The sequence below is a fragment of the Mesocryomonas lacus genome (assembly GCF_055730105.2).
In genome coordinates, this window is record NZ_JBUZWF020000002.1 from 454,318 (window position 1) to 469,303 (window position 14,986).

General features: G+C 65.7%; 15 protein-coding genes. 9 read left to right on the forward strand and 6 right to left on the reverse strand.

Translation table 11 applies throughout. The features are described from left to right. Positions 1–84 precede the first annotated feature (84 nt). Positions 85–909, forward strand: coding sequence for a TrmH family RNA methyltransferase (locus tag ACZLZQ_RS07200; protein WP_472948768.1), 825 nt, complete (start codon positions 85–87; stop codon positions 907–909). On the opposite strand, the gene ACZLZQ_RS07205 is transcribed toward ACZLZQ_RS07200, so the two are convergent. Next, positions 882–1,979 (reverse strand): coiled-coil domain-containing protein, encoded by a 1,098-nt coding sequence (locus tag ACZLZQ_RS07205; RefSeq protein ID WP_472948769.1) that lies wholly within the window; start codon positions 1,977–1,979, stop codon positions 882–884. The two genes, ACZLZQ_RS07200 and ACZLZQ_RS07205, sit on opposite strands and share 28 nt — an antisense overlap. Before the next feature lie 223 nt (positions 1,980–2,202). Further along, positions 2,203–2,799, reverse strand: coding sequence for a DUF1134 domain-containing protein (locus tag ACZLZQ_RS07210; RefSeq protein WP_472948770.1), 597 nt, complete (start codon positions 2,797–2,799; stop codon positions 2,203–2,205). A 284-nt stretch (positions 2,800–3,083) separates the two neighbouring features. On the opposite strand from ACZLZQ_RS07210, the gene chpT reads away from it, so the two are divergent. Further along, a complete protein-coding gene (chpT, locus tag ACZLZQ_RS07215; RefSeq protein WP_472933691.1) occupies positions 3,084–3,791 on the forward strand; it encodes a histidine phosphotransferase ChpT in 708 nt (235 codons plus the stop codon). 147 nt (positions 3,792–3,938) lie between these two features. Further along, the gene (locus tag ACZLZQ_RS07220; RefSeq protein WP_472933690.1) at positions 3,939–4,313 is read left to right on the forward strand and encodes a response regulator; all 375 of its coding nucleotides are present in this window, start codon (positions 3,939–3,941) and stop codon (positions 4,311–4,313) included. An 88-nt stretch (positions 4,314–4,401) separates the two neighbouring features. Here the strand turns inward: ACZLZQ_RS07220 and ACZLZQ_RS07225 are convergent, their stop codons facing one another. Next, positions 4,402–4,836, reverse strand: a complete 435-nt coding sequence (locus ACZLZQ_RS07225) for a DUF2231 domain-containing protein (RefSeq protein ID WP_472948771.1) — start codon at positions 4,834–4,836, stop codon at positions 4,402–4,404. Positions 4,837–5,052: 216 nt separating this feature from the next. Then, on the reverse strand, positions 5,053–5,748 hold the full coding sequence (gene ctrA, locus ACZLZQ_RS07230) for a response regulator transcription factor CtrA (RefSeq protein WP_472938676.1): 696 nt from the start codon (positions 5,746–5,748) through the stop codon (positions 5,053–5,055). A gap of 365 nt (positions 5,749–6,113) precedes the next feature. On the opposite strand from ctrA, the gene ACZLZQ_RS07235 reads away from it, so the two are divergent. Beyond that, entirely contained in the window at positions 6,114–6,470 is a 357-nt protein-coding gene (locus tag ACZLZQ_RS07235; protein ID WP_472933687.1) for a flagellar export protein FliJ, read from the forward strand. 366 nt (positions 6,471–6,836) lie between these two features. On the opposite strand, the gene sciP is transcribed toward ACZLZQ_RS07235, so the two are convergent. Then, complete coding sequence (gene sciP / locus ACZLZQ_RS07240) at positions 6,837–7,130, reverse strand: CtrA inhibitor SciP (protein WP_188849569.1); 294 nt, start codon at positions 7,128–7,130, stop codon at positions 6,837–6,839. Between the two features lie 300 nt (positions 7,131–7,430). On the opposite strand from sciP, the gene mnmA reads away from it, so the two are divergent. Next, a complete protein-coding gene (gene mnmA / locus ACZLZQ_RS07245) occupies positions 7,431–8,624 on the forward strand; it encodes a tRNA 2-thiouridine(34) synthase MnmA (RefSeq protein ID WP_472949210.1) in 1,194 nt (397 codons plus the stop codon). Positions 8,625–8,693: 69 nt separating this feature from the next. On the opposite strand, the gene ACZLZQ_RS07250 is transcribed toward mnmA, so the two are convergent. After that, positions 8,694–9,728 (reverse strand): Ldh family oxidoreductase, encoded by a 1,035-nt coding sequence (locus tag ACZLZQ_RS07250; protein ID WP_472948772.1) that lies wholly within the window; start codon positions 9,726–9,728, stop codon positions 8,694–8,696. 92 nt (positions 9,729–9,820) lie between these two features. Here ACZLZQ_RS07250 and ACZLZQ_RS07255 point away from each other — a divergent pair, with 92 nt between their 5' ends. The 4 genes from ACZLZQ_RS07255 (at position 9,821) to ACZLZQ_RS07270 (ending at position 14,656) form a co-directional block, all read left to right on the forward strand. After that, positions 9,821–10,531 (forward strand): GntR family transcriptional regulator, encoded by a 711-nt coding sequence (locus tag ACZLZQ_RS07255; protein ID WP_472948773.1) that lies wholly within the window; start codon positions 9,821–9,823, stop codon positions 10,529–10,531. A 53-nt stretch (positions 10,532–10,584) separates the two neighbouring features. Then, positions 10,585–11,514 (forward strand): SMP-30/gluconolactonase/LRE family protein, encoded by a 930-nt coding sequence (locus ACZLZQ_RS07260; RefSeq protein ID WP_472948774.1) that lies wholly within the window; start codon positions 10,585–10,587, stop codon positions 11,512–11,514. A gap of 186 nt (positions 11,515–11,700) precedes the next feature. Continuing rightward, on the forward strand, positions 11,701–14,079 hold the full coding sequence (locus ACZLZQ_RS07265; protein ID WP_472948775.1) for an EAL domain-containing protein: 2,379 nt from the start codon (positions 11,701–11,703) through the stop codon (positions 14,077–14,079). A 124-nt stretch (positions 14,080–14,203) separates the two neighbouring features. Then, complete coding sequence (locus ACZLZQ_RS07270; RefSeq protein ID WP_472933682.1) at positions 14,204–14,656, forward strand: BA14K family protein; 453 nt, start codon at positions 14,204–14,206, stop codon at positions 14,654–14,656. The last annotated feature ends 330 nt before the right edge of the window (positions 14,657–14,986 follow it).

Consider the following 14,986-nt stretch of genomic DNA (forward strand, 5'->3'; position numbering starts at 1 on the left):
GCGGCCGGGCGGTTACCCGAAACTGTCGTACGGCCACGCCGGGCCCTGACGCGGCGACGGGCAGCCACTTTTCGAAAGCGAGCGATGGACGAGCGATATCTGCGCGTAACCGACCCGGACGACCCGCGCGTCTCGGTCTTTCGCGACGTGCGAGAGCGCGATCTTGTCGGGCGCAACGGCTTCATCGCCGAGGGAACGGTGGTGATCGGCCAGCTGATCGAATCGCCACGCTTTGCCGCTACTCGCCTTCTCATTCTGGAAAACCGGCTGGAGGGGCTGAAGCCGCTGCTGGCGCGCCTGCCCGCCTCGACCCCGGTTCACGTCACCGATCGCGCGACCTTCGACGGCATTGCCGGTTTTCCCGTCCACCGCGGCGTGCTCGCTCACGGCGAGCAGCGCTTCCCGGATGCCGGCGAGGACGACGGAACGCTTCGCCGCCTGGCCGCGGCCGGCGGCTGCGTCGTGGTGGCGGTCGGAATATCCAACCACGACAATATGGGGGCGATTTTCCGCAATGCCGCAGCCTTCGGCGCCGGCATGGTGCTCGTTGACGACGCCTCGTGCGACCCGCTCTACCGCAAGGCGATCCGCGTCTCCGTCGGCAGCGTCTTCACCGTCCCCTATCGGCGGGTGGCGACGGGGGCGGCCGCGGCTGAGCAATTGGTCGCGGCCGGCTTCCGCTGTGTCGCGCTATCGCCCGGCGGGCAGCTCGGCGCCGAAGCGCTGGAGCGTCCCGGGGCGACCGCGCTGTTCTTGGGCACGGAAGGGGAGGGCCTGCCGGTTTCGCTGATGCAGGCGATGGAGACGGTGCGGATCGACATGGCGCCGGGCTTCGACAGCCTCAATGTCGCGACCTCGGCCGCCATCGCCCTTCACCGGATCTATGCCGGCCGCGCGGGCTCTGGCTGAACGGCCGCGGCTGCGCCCCGCGCCTCGGGATCCGTCAGCAAGGCTACCCGCTCGGCCAGCGTCCGCGGGCCAGGGCGGGCGGGCGCGGTATCGGTTTTCATCAAGGGGGCCAGCGGCGATGTCGGTCCCTCCGACACCGCCACCATGCGGATGACGCGGGCGGCAAGGTCTGAAATCGCGTCGCCAATCTCGGCGGGACTGGCCGAGGTGACGTCCGCTCGGCCGTTCTGACGCTCGAGCGCTGCCCGCAAGCGCTGCCCGGCAGAGCCGGTGCCCGCCGCCTGCGGCAAGGCTGCTGACGCAGCGTCGGCGTCCTTCTTGGCCGCGTCGGCGATCTGCTGCTTCAAGCCGGTGATCTCGTCTTCGCGGTCGGCAAGTTCGCCGATCTTGGCGTCGAGCTTGACGCGGAGCGCTGCGGCCGCCGCCTTCTCCTCGGCAAAACTGCGCTGGGCCGAGGTTACCTCGTCGTGTAGCCGGTCGATCGCGGACTGCGCCTCGCGCTCGCCCCGTTGGAGAGCGCGGTCATCATCGGCAAACCGGTCGAGCTTTGCCTCGGCAGCGATCAGCTGGATCTTGCGCTCCTCGGCGATCTCGCCGAGTTCGTCGAAGCGGTCGGCGAGCGTTGCGAGTTCTTCGGCGGTGGTGGCGGCCTCTGCCTGGACCGCGGCGAGCTGGGTGGAGAGCGTCTCGTGCTCGGCCGACAGCCGCGCCGCCTCGGCGGACAGGCCGGTGATCTCGGAGTCCCGCTGTTCGATCGTGGCGGTCAGGCCGCGGACACGCTTCAACAGCTCGACGTTTTCCACCGTGCCGCGTCCGAGCTCGGCCTGGGTGCGGGCGGACTTCTCGTTGGCGCGGGCCGCCAGGATTTCCTGACGCCGGACCGACATCGCGGCTTCGGCGCGAACGCGGTCATAGCCGGCGCGAATTTCATTGGCCGAGGTCGGGATCGTCGCCTCGAAGTCGCGCCGCGCCAGGCTCTGCGCCTTTCGCCACACCAGCGGCATGACGAGGATCGCCACCAGAAGGGTCACGAGCACGCCGAAAAGGAACGTCAGGACGGTGGCGATCATCGAAATCCTGGAGAAGCTGAGGCAAATGTCGTTGGGCAATGGCGCCGGCGGGCGACCGTAAGGCCATGAACCTACAACACCTCAGGACAAACCGGAACGGTTCGGAGGCCGGTTCGCCCGGTCCGATCATTGGCTGGAAAAATGATACGTCCGCCCGACAGAAGACGACGAGCCGTCTCTGCTCGCGCCGGCTTGGCCGAGGCCCTTCTCCTGTTCTGATGGATCAGAACGGGTTCCAGGTCGGCATCGGCGTGATCTTGAGGTAGCCGAGGTTGACGCCGAGTCGTGCACCAAGGCCGGTCTTGACCGGCACGATCATCACGTCGTCGCGGGTGAGCAGCGTCATGCCGACGCCGCCGACGAGGTAGGCACTGCCGGTGACGCCGCCGAAGCGGCCGTAGACGCCTTCGACCGACGGCAGATTGTAGACCAGCATCATCGTCCGCGCCCCGTCGCCGCCGGCATCGAGGCCGAGCGAGGGACCTTGCCAGAACAGCCGGTGCTCGCCGGCATTCTTGGTGAACAGGGTGCCCTCGCCGAAGCGCAGGCCGGCGATGAAGGCACCAGAGGCCTCTTCGCCCAGGATGTAGCCATTCGGCAGTCCGTAGGTCTTGAACGCCTTCTCGACGACGCTCGCGAGGCCACCCGAGGTGGAGCCGAAGAAGCGGTGCCCCTCGGCGACGATCTCTTCCATCTGGTAGCCGCCACTTTGCGGCTGCTGCTGCTGGGACAGGGCCGGGGACGCGGCGCCGACGCTGAGCGTGGCAGCGGCGACCGCCAGAACAACCAGCCCGCTCATCTTGTGAAAAAAGCGATGCATGTCGGTTTCCTCTCGATCTTTCGGTCGTGCGGGACCCGCAAGGCATCCGCAAAGCGTGATGCCGAAGACACGTCGGAGCCGCAGGGGCCCGTTTCCCCGCATCTCATCAGAATATGCTTTTCAAACCGCTAACGCCTTCAGTCCGGCGCCCCTTCGGATGGCGCGCACTGGCCTCGCGCATTGACTGCGGGGGACCACGGACTCATTCTGGCCGCGAACGCCAGGGACGGTGATTCGCGTTCCACGCACGACCCCACTCTTTCAGCATTTCGAACGGATCAACGATGACGGATCTCCCTCACGTATCGGCGCCCGACCTTGCCGCGCTTCTCGCCAGCAAGCTCTGCCACGATATCATTTCGCCGGTCGGCGCCGTGCAGAGCGGCCTCGAGCTGCTCGACGAAATGCCGGGCGACGAGGAGTCCATGGCCCTGGTGCGCAACTCCACCAAGAGTGCGGTGGCCAAGCTGCAGTTCGCCCGCATCGCCTATGGCGCGTCCGGATCCTCGGCCGCCCAGATCGATCTCGGCGATGCCAAGCAGGTGGCGGAAGGCCTGATGGGGTTCGAGCGGGCGGCGCTCAGCTGGAGCGGGGAGCGGGCCTATGTCGCCAAGAACATCGCCAAGCTGATCCTCAATCTCGTCGTGATCGCCAATGCCTCGGTCCCGCGCGGCCGCGAGGTGCGTGTCGACATCACCCAGCTGACGCCTGAACCGAAATTTACGCTGCAGGCGATCGGCACGCCGTTGCGGGTGCCAGCGAAGTTCCGCGCACTCCTCTCGGACGAACCGGTAACCGAGCCGATCGACGCGCATGGCGTCCAGCCTTACTACACGCTTCTCTTGGCCCAGGAGCTCGGCTTGACGGTCGAGCTGACGCAGACCGACGATACCGCGACCTTTACCGTCGGCCCGAAGGCGATCGCCGAGGTCGAGGACACGGATGCCGTCAGCGTCACGGCGACCCCGCAACCGGTCACCGCTGAAGCCTGAGCCTTGAGGCTGCCCCCTCGGCACCGGAAAAGGCGGGCATTCACTCAATCTTACCCGTGCTCTCTAACGATAACGCAAACATGATAGGTTAGCTCTCGGGGAAAGCCGGCGGACGCCTCGCATCCGTCGCCCCTCCGGGAGTGAGCGATGCAGACCTGCCTGATCATCGACGAGTCCAGTGTCATCCGGAAGGTCGCGACCCGGATCATCTTCCAGCTGGACTTCACGGTGGCGAACGCCGCTTCGGGCGCCGAGGCGATGGAAATCCTTGGCCAAGGCGAATTGCCCGACATCATCATCGTTTCGGGCAACCTGTCCGACGTGCCGGCAGAAACCTTCGTCAAGTCTGTCCGGGCCATGCCGCAAGGCGCCAAGCCCGTGGTCCTCGCCTGTCTCGTCGACGCCAATCTTGGCCTGATGACGCGGCTCAAGCGGGCCGGGTGCACCGGCTTCATCTACAAGCCCTTCACCCGCCAAAGCCTCGGCGACTGGCTGACCCCCTACGTCAACAAGGCGGCCTGACGAAAAAAGACCTGCTCGGTCGTTAAACCGGGCAGGCCTTCTTTAAGTCGGTAGTTCTTTCGGCGCCGCTCTGTTCAGATGTGATGCGTCAAGCGTCGGAATAGGCGCCGCGAACCGCTTGCCACTCAGCCCTGCCCATCGCCATCACGAACGCTGCGACCAGCGCCGAGAGCGCCAGTCCCGAAGGGTAGCTCGCCACCCCGTTGCTGTGGACGAAAGCACTCGCCACCGACAATCCCCATACGGTGCAAAATCCAAGAAGCCCTGTCCAGCTTTGCCGCTGCCGTTCGCCGCGCTGCCGGGCGGCGCTGATGAAAGCTGCCATCACCGCAAAACCGCTGGCGACCGAACCTGCGAGAACAAGCCAAGCGGCATGGATCGCCCAGGCCGGGTCGGAACTCCCGAGAAAAGCGAGATCGGCGACAAATCCCGCGAGGAAACAGGCGCCGGCCATGGCGGCGATGATCGTTTTCGCGGGATAGCTGGGTATGCCGCGGCGCTGCGTGGTTGCGAGTATGCTCATCGGTATCGGGATCACGTCTATCTGCAGCAGGACAATCTGTGCCGAAAATGCGTTCGCCCGCCGCCCCGTTCCGGAGAACCCTCCGCCATGGTTGAGCGTCCGTTAACGCCGTGAGGACGGCGTGTCTCCGCGGACTTCCGAAGGGTCCCCGAACGAAAACACCCGCGATGCCGGGGCACCGCGGGTGTTTTGTCGAAAACCCAGACCTGACGGGTATCAGGCGGCCTTGGTGTCCATTTCCGGCTCGCGCAGCACGTAGCCACGGCCCCAGACGGTCTCGATGTAGTTCTTGCCCTCGGTGGCGGTGGCCAGCTTCTTGCGCAGCTTGCAGATGAAGACGTCGATGATCTTCAGTTCCGGCTCGTCCATGCCGCCGTAGAGGTGGTTGAGGAACATTTCCTTGGTGAGCGTCGTGCCCTTGCGCAGCGAGAGCAGCTCCAGCATCGCGTATTCCTTGCCGGTCAGGTGCACGCGGGTGCCGTTCACTTCGACCGTCTTGGCGTCAAGGTTGACCGTCAGGTCGCCGGTGTTGATGACCGACTGGGCGTGGCCCTTGGAGCGGCGGACGATGGCGTGAATGCGGGCGACGAGCTCGTCCTTGTGGAACGGCTTGGTCATGTAGTCGTCGGCGCCGAAGCCGAGGCCGCGCACCTTGTCCTCGATGCCGGCCATGCCGGAGAGGATCAGGATCGGCGTCTTGACCTTGGAGAGGCGCAGCGTCCGCAGGACTTCGTAGCCGGACATGTCCGGCAGGTTGAGGTCGAGCAGGATGATGTCGTAGTCGTAGAGTTTTCCGAGATCTACGCCCTCTTCACCGAGATCCGTCGTGTAGACGTTAAAGCTCTCGGATTTCAGCATCAGCTCGATGCTCTGCGCGACCGCACTATCATCCTCGATCAATAGAACGCGCATCAGCATTTCCTTTTTCGCAGAGCCTGCCGGATTATCCCGTCCGGCAATCGTCTTCGTTCGTCGTGTTCCGTTCCTGAAATTTGGCACGGAATGGTTAACAATTCTTGTAGCCGAACGTCGGCGGGGTCGAGGCAGTCACGTGCGTCCTAGCGTCTCGATGCGGCTTTTGCCACGCATTCCCGGCCCGACATTCGGAAGGAATCCGCGGCTTTCGATTTACCGAGCCTTAAATCCTGACGCCTATGATTAACGTTGCGCGTAAACAGATCGTTAAAGCCATAGGCCGCGAGGCTTGCCTGAAACCTCCGTCGCACGCGCAGAGATAGGTTGCCGCCAAGGCCGCCTCCAGGATCAGGGATGACAGGATGAAGCGGGATAATCTCGTACGCTTGACGCGTTTCAAGGTGAACGAGAAACGCCGGCAGGTCGAGCAACTCGAGCTCATGATGGGCGAGTTCGCGCGGATGGCGGGGGATCTCGAAGCCCAGATCGTCAACGAAGAGAAGAAGGCGGGGATCACCGATATCACCCACTTCGCCTATCCGACCTTCGCCAAGGCGGCACGTGCCCGTCGCGACAATTTGATGAATTCCGTCAAGGATCTTCGCGTCCAGCTCAACGCCGCCAAGATCGCCCAGGAGGAATCCGAGGCGGAACTGGTTAATGCCGAGAAGTTGGAACAGCGCGACGAGGCCGAGGACCGCCGCGCCGCGAACGCCTGAAACGGATCGGCGCCTTCAAGGGCGCTGGCCGGCCCCATCGAGAGAGACGGTCTGGACGGAAGCGCCGCGAAGGCGCCCGTCGGCTGTTATCGGGCACGCCGCCGCCCAACGCGGCTGTGCGGCCAGGGCGGGCGCGTGTTCCGCGGCGCCGGAGGCTGCGTGCTTCTTGTTCGCACGGAGTTGGATGAGCCCGCCGAAAGCGAGCGTGCGACGGTGAGGGCAGGGCGCTTCAACCGCTGAGGCGACAGAAGTCTTGCATCGTTCGACAGAAGTGCAGCTCCCCGATCTCCAGAAATATCCTCATACGCCAGAACACAAAAAAGCCGGCGAGAGCCGGCTGATTTGTCGTTGCGGTCGCAGACCGCCTTAGTGATGCATGTCGATTTTCTTGCGATATTCCTGCAGCTGGGTCGTCCGAAGCCCGGCAAGACCGTGGCTGTCGATCGAGACCTGCCAGGAGAGGAACTCCTCCACCGTCAGGGTATAGCGCGAGCACGCTTCATCGAGGCTTAGTAGCCCACCGCGCACCGCCGCCACGACTTCCGCCTTGCGGCGGATTACCCAGCGACGGGTGTTCGACGGGGGAAGGTCTGCTATCGTCAACGGGCTCCCATCGGGCCCGATAACGTACTTGACACGTGGTCTAACCTGATCGGTCATTGTACTCTCTACATCAAACTCAAAGACCTAATCGCCATCAAAACCTACCGCGTCGCTTTTAAAATTCCGCTAAACCCACTGTAATCATTTGATAACACGTTGAACGGCCCTCGATGCCGATCAATCGCCACCTAACGATCCCGGCATGCCGCAATAGTCTCGGGATTACAGCACATTGGCGTGAATCGGCCGCGAGCTGCGGTACAAAAGCCGCACTGCGTTGGCATCTGCTGTCCCGGGGGCTAAAAGCCCGTCAGTGATTTATTTTCGCCGTTTTTCGCGGCGGAGGAGCCCAACATGCTGAACAGCCTCGATCTGCCCAAGGCACCGAAAGACACGCGGGTCGTCGTCGCGATGTCCGGCGGCGTGGACTCCTCGGTGGTCGCGGCGATCCTCAAGGGGGAAGGCTACGACGTCGTCGGAATCACGCTGCAGCTCTACAGCAGCGGCGATGGGCCGCGGCGGGCGGGATCCTGCTGCGCCGGCCAGGACATTCACGATGCCCGCCGTGTGGCCGAGACGCTTGGCATTCCGCACTACGTCCTCGATTACGAAGAGATCTTTCGCAAGTCGGTGATCGATCCCTTCGCGGCGAGCTACATCGCCGGCGAGACGCCGATCCCGTGCGTCTCCTGCAACCAGACCGTCAAGTTCCGCGATCTCCTGGCAACGGCGCAGGACCTTGGCGCGGACGCGCTGGCGACGGGCCACTATATCGACAGCCGGCCGGGGCCGGCGGGGTCGCCGCACCGCGGGCTCTACCGGCCGGCCGATCTCGACCGCGACCAGAGCTATTTCCTCTATGCGACCACGCAGGCGCAGATCGACTTCCTGCGCTTTCCGCTGGGCGGCCTGACCAAGCCGGAAACGCGCGAGATCGCCGCAGAGCTTGGGCTGATCGTCGCCGACAAGCCCGACAGTCAGGACATCTGCTTCGTTTCCAAGGGGCGCTATGCCGACGTGATCGAGCGGCTGATGCCGGGCGCGGGCACGCCCGGCGACATCGTCCACGTCGATGGCCGGCATCTTGGCCGGCACGAGGGCATCGTGCACTTCACCATCGGCCAGCGCCGCGGCATCAAGCTATCGACGCCCGAGCCGCTCTATGTCGTCGCTTTGGACTCGGCGACCGGCCAGGTTGTCGTCGGCCCGCGCGAGGCGCTGGCGACGCGGCGCCTGGTTCTGCGCACGGTAAACTGGCTCGGCGACGTCGCCCTGGCCGAGGCGGCGGCCGCCGGCGAGGATCTGTTCGTCAAGGTCCGCTCGACCCGGCCGCCGGCGCCCGCCCGGCTCGGCGAAGACGGTGGGGAGATCACCGTGGACCTTGCCGCCGGCGAGGACGGCATCGCGCCGGGTCAGGCCTGCGTCTTCTATGCCGGCGAGGGAGCGGGTGCCCGTGTCCTCGGCGGCGGCATCATCGCTCGCACGGTGTCGGTGGCCGAACACGCGATGCACCTGTCGCCGTCTGCCCAGCGGGTCGCCGCCAGCGCCTGACCTGCTCGCGCTTTTCCGAGGGGCCGGCGCGGGGCCGACACCGGGCATCGACCATCACAGCTGGGTCGATCAACTCCCAGCGCCGAACCCGAAGAAAGCCGCGGTGTCCGGGTCGAGCGGAATGCCGTGCTGCTGGCGCTGGCGCACCGTGGCCCACTCCCGGTCGCCGGGAGCCATCACCATGCCGCCCTCGACCGCCGGGCTCGAGCGCAGCGCGTCGAGGTAGCGGCGCATGCCGGCCGCGAAAACATCCGCGCCGGCAAAGCGCTGGGGATCGATGGCGATGAAGAAGTGTCCCATGTTGCGCGGCGTCGAGACGTCCTCTCCCCCCATCGGCAGCATTTCATGGTCGAGCGACGTGCCCATCAGGATCGCGGACAGCAACGTCGCGACCCCCGCCAGTGCGGCGCCCTTGAAGCCAAAACTCTCTCCGCCGACCGGCAGGAGCATTTCCGCGGCTGACGCGTCCTCGGTCGGCACGCCGTCGACGTCGGCTGCGACGCCCGGTGGCAACGCCTTGCCGAGCGAGCGGTAGAGGAGGATGCGGTTGTAGGGGATCGAGGATGTCGCCATGTCGAACAGCCAGGGCTTTTCCCCCGGCACCGGGGCGGCGAAGGCCAGCGGGTTGGTGCCGTGGAACGGCTTCTGGCCGGTAAACAGGCCGACGATGGAATCGCTGTTGGTGGTGGCAAAGCCCAGCATGCCGGCCTCGGCGATCGCCAGGGCGTAGGCGCCAGCCGCGCCGAAATGCGACGAGCGGATGGCACCGACCGCGCCGATGCCGCTCTCGCAGGCAATCTCGACGGCCGTCTCGGCGGCGCGGTAGGCGGTGAGGTGGCCGAGCCCGTCATCGCCATCGACGATGGCCGTCGCCGGCCCGGTGCGCCGGACCGTGACGCGGGGGTCGCCGTTGACCCGCCCGCCGGCGACGACGCTGCAGTAGTGGGGCAAAAGGCGCACGCCGTGGCTGTCGACCCCCGCCAGCGAGGCATGCATCAGCGCCCGCACGGTGGCGGCGGCCGAGACCTCGGAGACACCGGCCTCGCGCAGGCTGCCGGCGGCCTTTGCGGCAAGAGCAGGCGCGCCTATCAGGACTTCCGGCATGACAATTTCCTGCTGATATCTGGCGTCTGGCGCCACATATCTGATATCTCAGTGATAAGACCGTTGCAATATTCGACCCTGCGAGGCTGACCGTGACCCTGGCCCTGACCCGTCATCCTTCCCTGACCGAACAAGCGGCGCAGTCGATCCGCGACCGCATCGTCCGTGGCCTGCTGCTGCCCGGCGCGCCGCTGTCGGAGATCGCCCTTGCCCAGGAACTTGGCGTCTCCAAGACACCGGTAAGGGAGGCGCTGATCGAGTTGAAGCGCCAGGGCCTTGTCGAGATCCACCCGCAGCGCGGCACCTTCGTCTTCACGATGACGGCGGAGGAGGTTCGGGACCTCGCCGAAATGCGCGCCGTCCTCGAAGGCGCCGCTCTCCGCCTGGCGATGGAGCGGGACGGCGACGGGCTCTGCCGCCGGTGGGAGAAGATCGTCGGCGGCATGCAAGAGGCCGCGGCCGGCGACGATGCCGAGACCTACCGCGTTCTCGACGGCGCCTTTCACCAGGCCATCGTCGATGCCGCCGGCAATCGCTTTCTCGGCGAGGCCTTCACCGCCATCGCCTTTCGCATCCAGGCGCTGCGCAGCCGGTTGTCGCTCGCCCCTTCCCTCAACGCCGCCTCGCTCGACGAGCATGTGCAATTGCTGGAAATGGTCGGGAATAGGCGTAGCAAGAAGGCCGCCGACCTGCTCTTGTCGCACATCGAACGGACGCGTGATCTCTATACCGGCTTTCTCGCCGGTACGGGGGAGGGGGCGGGCGCCGCTCCTCGTTCCGTTCAGGGGGACGTCACCGGCTGACCACAGGGCGGACGGTGACGACAGACAGCATGACGGCTTGGGAGGGCCGACTAATGATCGACGAAGAATTCTTTGCCGCCGACGATGCCGGCTTTGCCGGTTTCTTTCCGGAGGGCGCCGCCCTCGAGAAGATCGCGACCGGATTCATCTGGGCCGAGGGCCCGGTCTGGATCGACGAACTCGCCGAGCTGCGATTTTCCGACATTCCCAACAACCGGATGATGTCCTGGTCCGAGATCGGCGGCCTGAAGACCTTTCGCCAGCCCTCGCAGCGCACCAATGGCAGCACGCGCGATCGCTCCGGGGCGATCCTCTCGGGCGAGCATGGCGGTCGCTGCGTCAGCCGCACGACCCTCGACGGCACCTACACGGTGCTGGCCAGCCACTGGCAAGGCCAGCGGCTGAACTCGCCGAACGATGTGGTGGTGAAGTCGGACGGATCGGTGTGGTTCACCGATCCCCCCTACGGCATCATCTCCGACCATGAGGGCATCCGCGCCGACAGCGTGATCGGCAAGAACCAGGTCTACCGGCTCGACCCGGAGACGGGGGAGGTGACCATGGTCGCCGACGACTTCGACCGGCCGAACGGCCTGGCCTTCTCGCCGGACGAGAGCGTTCTTTACATCGCCGATTCCGGTAGGGCCCGTGGCTCGGGCTTCGGCTACGAGGACCATCGCCCGCATCATGTGCGCGCCCTCACGGTGGTCGATGGCGTCCGGCTCGGGGAAAGCCGGGTGGTGGCCGATATCGACATGGTGCCCGACGGTCTGCGCGTCGACACCGAGGGCCTGCTCTGGATCTCAGCGCAGGACGGCGTCCACTGCTACACGCCGGAAGGCCGGCGGTTGGGGCGCATTCTAGTGCCCGAGACGGTCGCCAACCTCACCTTCGGCGGCCCCGACCGTTCCCGCATGTTCATCACAGCCACAACCTCGGTCTACGCTGTGCATACTACCCGGCAAGGCGCTCAGATACCGTGAGAGGGCGGGCCGCGGCGGTCTGCTGCCGCGGCCGAGCGAGCGTTTGCGCTGGCGTGATCGCAAGTCCGGTCGTCGCCAACCAAAATTCTGCGCGGTCTTTACGAACGCTTCACCCTTCCCGGGTTTTGTTTGTAAAGGTTCAATGATCTTCAGGTCTCATTCGCGAATTCAGCCTAGAGAAAGCGCATGTTTAGCGCTTTCTCCCAGCTGGTGGCCGATCACTCGCTCGGCTTCATCGCCGTCGCGGCCGGTCTTTGCCTTTCCGCCGCATGGCTCCTGACGGTCCTTGTCGACTGGTTGGAGCAGGACAGTCTCGAGTCCAGCTATTTCTGGCTCGCGACCGTTGCGGTCGTGGCCGGGCTCGGCGTCTGGACCACGCATTTCATCGCCATGCTCGGCTACCGCGCCGACATGCTGCTGAGCTACGACGCCCGCAACACCGCCGTGTCCGCTTTGATGGGCATCGCCTTCGTCGGCGGTCCGATCGCTCTGTCTACGCTCCTTTCTCGCCAATGGGGAAAGTGCCTCCTCGGATTGGCGGCCGGATTGGGCGTCGGCGTGATGCACTTCCTGGGCATGGCGGCCGTGGAAGGCTGCACCGTCGAGCAGACGACTTTCGGCCAGGTGCTGGCGTTCGCCCTTGGCGGCGGCTTCATGGCGCTGGCGAGAGGGCTGCCGCGCCGCTTCCTGTCGAGGGGAGCCTCCTGTCTGCTGTTCACACTGGCCGTCTGCGGTGCCCATTTCACCGCCATGGCCGATATTTCGGTGACCAACGTCGTCGTCGGCACGGGAACGGACAGTGGCAAGGCGGTGCTGACCGCGCTCGTCGCGCTTGGCGCCGTCCTGCTGTTTGCCGGTGCCTTCATCTCTCTTCTCGTCGCCCAGCGCTTCGAGATGCAGGAAAAGGCGCATTCGACGGTGCTTTCGACGGCCCTACACAACATGTCGAACGGGCTCATTTTCGTCGACGGCAAAGGCACGCTGAAGTTGTTCAATGCCCGCTTCCTCGAGCAGTTCTCCCTCGACAGCGCCGCGCTGCGGGTCGAGATGCCGCTTGCCGCGCTGCTGGACGAGATGGCAGTGGCGATCGGCTGGGATCGCGAGCGCAAGACGATGGTGACGCGGACGCTGACCGAATGGATGGGCAAGCCGCGCATCAGCAGGACGGAGTGGGAACTTGCCGACGAGCGGATCCTCGCCATGGAATGCCGCCCGCTGCCCGACGGCGGCGCCGTGGTGACGTTCGACGACGTGACCATCGAGCGCCGGACCCAAAGCCAAGTCGCTTTCATGGCTTTCCATGATCCGCTGACGGGACTTGCCAATCGGCGCGCCCTGAAGACCCGCATGGAAGAAGGGTTCGACGCAGCCAACCGCTTCAAGCTGCTGCTCATCGATCTCGATCGCTTCAAGGCGGTCAACGATACTTTCGGTCACGGCGTCGGCGACCGGCTGCTGGTCGAGGTCTCCAAGCGGGTGCGCGGCGTCGCCGACGAGACCGGCTTCGTTGCGCGCATCGGCGGCGATGAGCTGGCGGTGCTGGTCTATGGCGACAACGTCATGGCCATGGCGGCGGCCACCGAGATCGTCGCCGCCATCGGGCGTCCGTTCGAGCTGCAGGGCCATCATCTGTCGATCGGCTGCAGCATCGGCCTCTGCTGCACCGACGATGCCGAGGATGTCGACAGCCTGATGCAGCGGGCAGACCTCGCGCTCTACGAGGCAAAGCGTCAGGGGCGGGGCCGGGTGTTCTGCTATGTCCCCGGCATGCTGGAGAAGGTCGCCGAGCGAACCCTTCTCGAATACGATCTAAGGACCGCGGTCGAGAAGGAACAGCTCGTTCTCCACTACCAGCCGGTGTTCGAGCTCCAGACGCAGCGCCTGGTCGCTTTCGAGGCTCTCATTCGCTGGAACCACCCGACCCGTGGCATGGTCTCGCCCGCCGATTTTATTCCGCTCGCGGAGGAGGCGGGGTCGATCCTCGGCATCGGCCAGTGGGTGCTGGAGACCGCCTGCCGGCAGGCCGCCCATTGGGGCCCGGACATCAAGATCGCCGTCAATGTCTCGCCCGTCCAGTTCCGCTCGCCGACCTTGCTGGTCGGCATCACCAAGGCTCTTGCCGACGCCGGCCTGCCCGCCCACCGGCTGGAGATCGAGCTGACCGAGACCGCCATCGTCGAGGACGGGCCGCAGATCGCGAGGGTTTTGGAGTCGCTGCGCAACTGCGGCGTGACGGTGGCGATGGACGACTTCGGCACCGGATACTCGTCCCTCGCGCACTTCCGGGACCTGCCGGTCGACCGCATCAAGATCGACCGCAGCTTCGTCGACTCGGCCGCGACCGACATGCATTCTATGGCGGTGCTGAAGGCGATCACCCGTCTTGGCCAGGACGTCGGAATCTCGACGCTGGCGGAAGGGGTCGAGACCGAGGTGCAGCTCGGCATGCTCCGGGCCATCGGCTGCGACGCCGCACAGGGCTACCACCTCGGCCGGCCGATGCTGGGGGCAGACGCCGACAGCCTCGTCCACCAGGCCTCGATCCAGCTGGCAAAAGCCGGCTGAACGAGCGGTGCCGGACCCCTCGTTTTGTTAAGCTGCGGTTCAGATTGAAAAGCTCATTGTCCTCCCATCGCCGGAGATGAGACGACCCGAGGGGCCGCCGCCTCCAGAACCACAGGGTGTGACCATGAAGAACGTTATTGCTGCTCTCGGTGCTTTCGCCATGCTGACGACCGGCGTCGTCGCCTCTGCAACGCCGGCTGCCGCCGACGGCTACTACCGCGATTACGGCCGGCACGGCGGCTACCGCGACTACGACCGGCGCGGCTACCGCGGCGACTACCGCCGGCACGGCGGCGGCCATGGCGATGCCGTGGCAGCGGGCGTGATCGGCCTCGGCGTCGGGGCACTGCTGGGTGGCGCGCTCGCCAGCGACGGTGGCCGCCGCTACGATACCTACGAAGGTCCGGTTGGCTACGTCGATCGCCCGGTCCGCTATGCGCCGCGCTATCGCCCGGCCCCGGTCTATCGCGGCGGCTACAGCCATGTCGACGCCTGCCTTGCCCGCTACCGCTCCTACGATCCGCGCAGCGACACCTTCGTCGGCTATGACGGCAACGCCTACCGCTGCAATCTCTAGAGCACGGTGCATCCGGCCGGGCACACAGGCGACGCTTCTATCGTCTGAGTGCCCGGCCACCGTCCGAAGTACGGCGTTCGCTCCTGATCGGGGCGGACGCCGTTTTCCGTTCGGCCGCTGGGTTGACCCGAAGGCTGGCCGGCACGATCTGTTCAACGTCTGCCCGACAGGGCCGCATATTCCGGAGTCGGCTGTTGCGGTATGCTGACGGTTGGTCGAACTTCGACGGAGAATTGCCGATGCCCTTGCCAAAAACCCAGCCCGAGGCGACCGGAACCCTCCAGGCCACCGAGGCGACCGCGATCTCGACCGCTACCCCGGCGCTGACGG

Excerpts from the sequence above, each read along its gene's own strand:
- ACZLZQ_RS07200 (WP_472948768.1), top strand. The coding sequence starts at position 85 with ATGGACGAGCGATATCTGCGCGTAACCGACCCGGACGACCCGCGCGTC.
- ACZLZQ_RS07205 (WP_472948769.1), bottom strand. The coding sequence starts at position 1,979 with ATGATCGCCACCGTCCTGACGTTCCTTTTCGGCGTGCTCGTGACCCTT.
- ACZLZQ_RS07210 (WP_472948770.1), bottom strand. The coding sequence starts at position 2,799 with ATGCATCGCTTTTTTCACAAGATGAGCGGGCTGGTTGTTCTGGCGGTC.
- chpT (WP_472933691.1), top strand. The coding sequence starts at position 3,084 with ATGACGGATCTCCCTCACGTATCGGCGCCCGACCTTGCCGCGCTTCTC.
- ACZLZQ_RS07220 (WP_472933690.1), top strand. The coding sequence starts at position 3,939 with ATGCAGACCTGCCTGATCATCGACGAGTCCAGTGTCATCCGGAAGGTC.
- ACZLZQ_RS07225 (WP_472948771.1), bottom strand. The coding sequence starts at position 4,836 with ATGAGCATACTCGCAACCACGCAGCGCCGCGGCATACCCAGCTATCCC.
- ctrA (WP_472938676.1), bottom strand. The coding sequence starts at position 5,748 with ATGCGCGTTCTATTGATCGAGGATGATAGTGCGGTCGCGCAGAGCATC.
- ACZLZQ_RS07235 (WP_472933687.1), top strand. The coding sequence starts at position 6,114 with ATGAAGCGGGATAATCTCGTACGCTTGACGCGTTTCAAGGTGAACGAG.
- sciP (WP_188849569.1), bottom strand. The coding sequence starts at position 7,130 with ATGACCGATCAGGTTAGACCACGTGTCAAGTACGTTATCGGGCCCGAT.
- ACZLZQ_RS07250 (WP_472948772.1), bottom strand. The coding sequence starts at position 9,728 with ATGCCGGAAGTCCTGATAGGCGCGCCTGCTCTTGCCGCAAAGGCCGCC.
- ACZLZQ_RS07260 (WP_472948774.1), top strand. The coding sequence starts at position 10,585 with ATGATCGACGAAGAATTCTTTGCCGCCGACGATGCCGGCTTTGCCGGT.
- ACZLZQ_RS07265 (WP_472948775.1), top strand. The coding sequence starts at position 11,701 with ATGTTTAGCGCTTTCTCCCAGCTGGTGGCCGATCACTCGCTCGGCTTC.
- ACZLZQ_RS07270 (WP_472933682.1), top strand. The coding sequence starts at position 14,204 with ATGAAGAACGTTATTGCTGCTCTCGGTGCTTTCGCCATGCTGACGACC.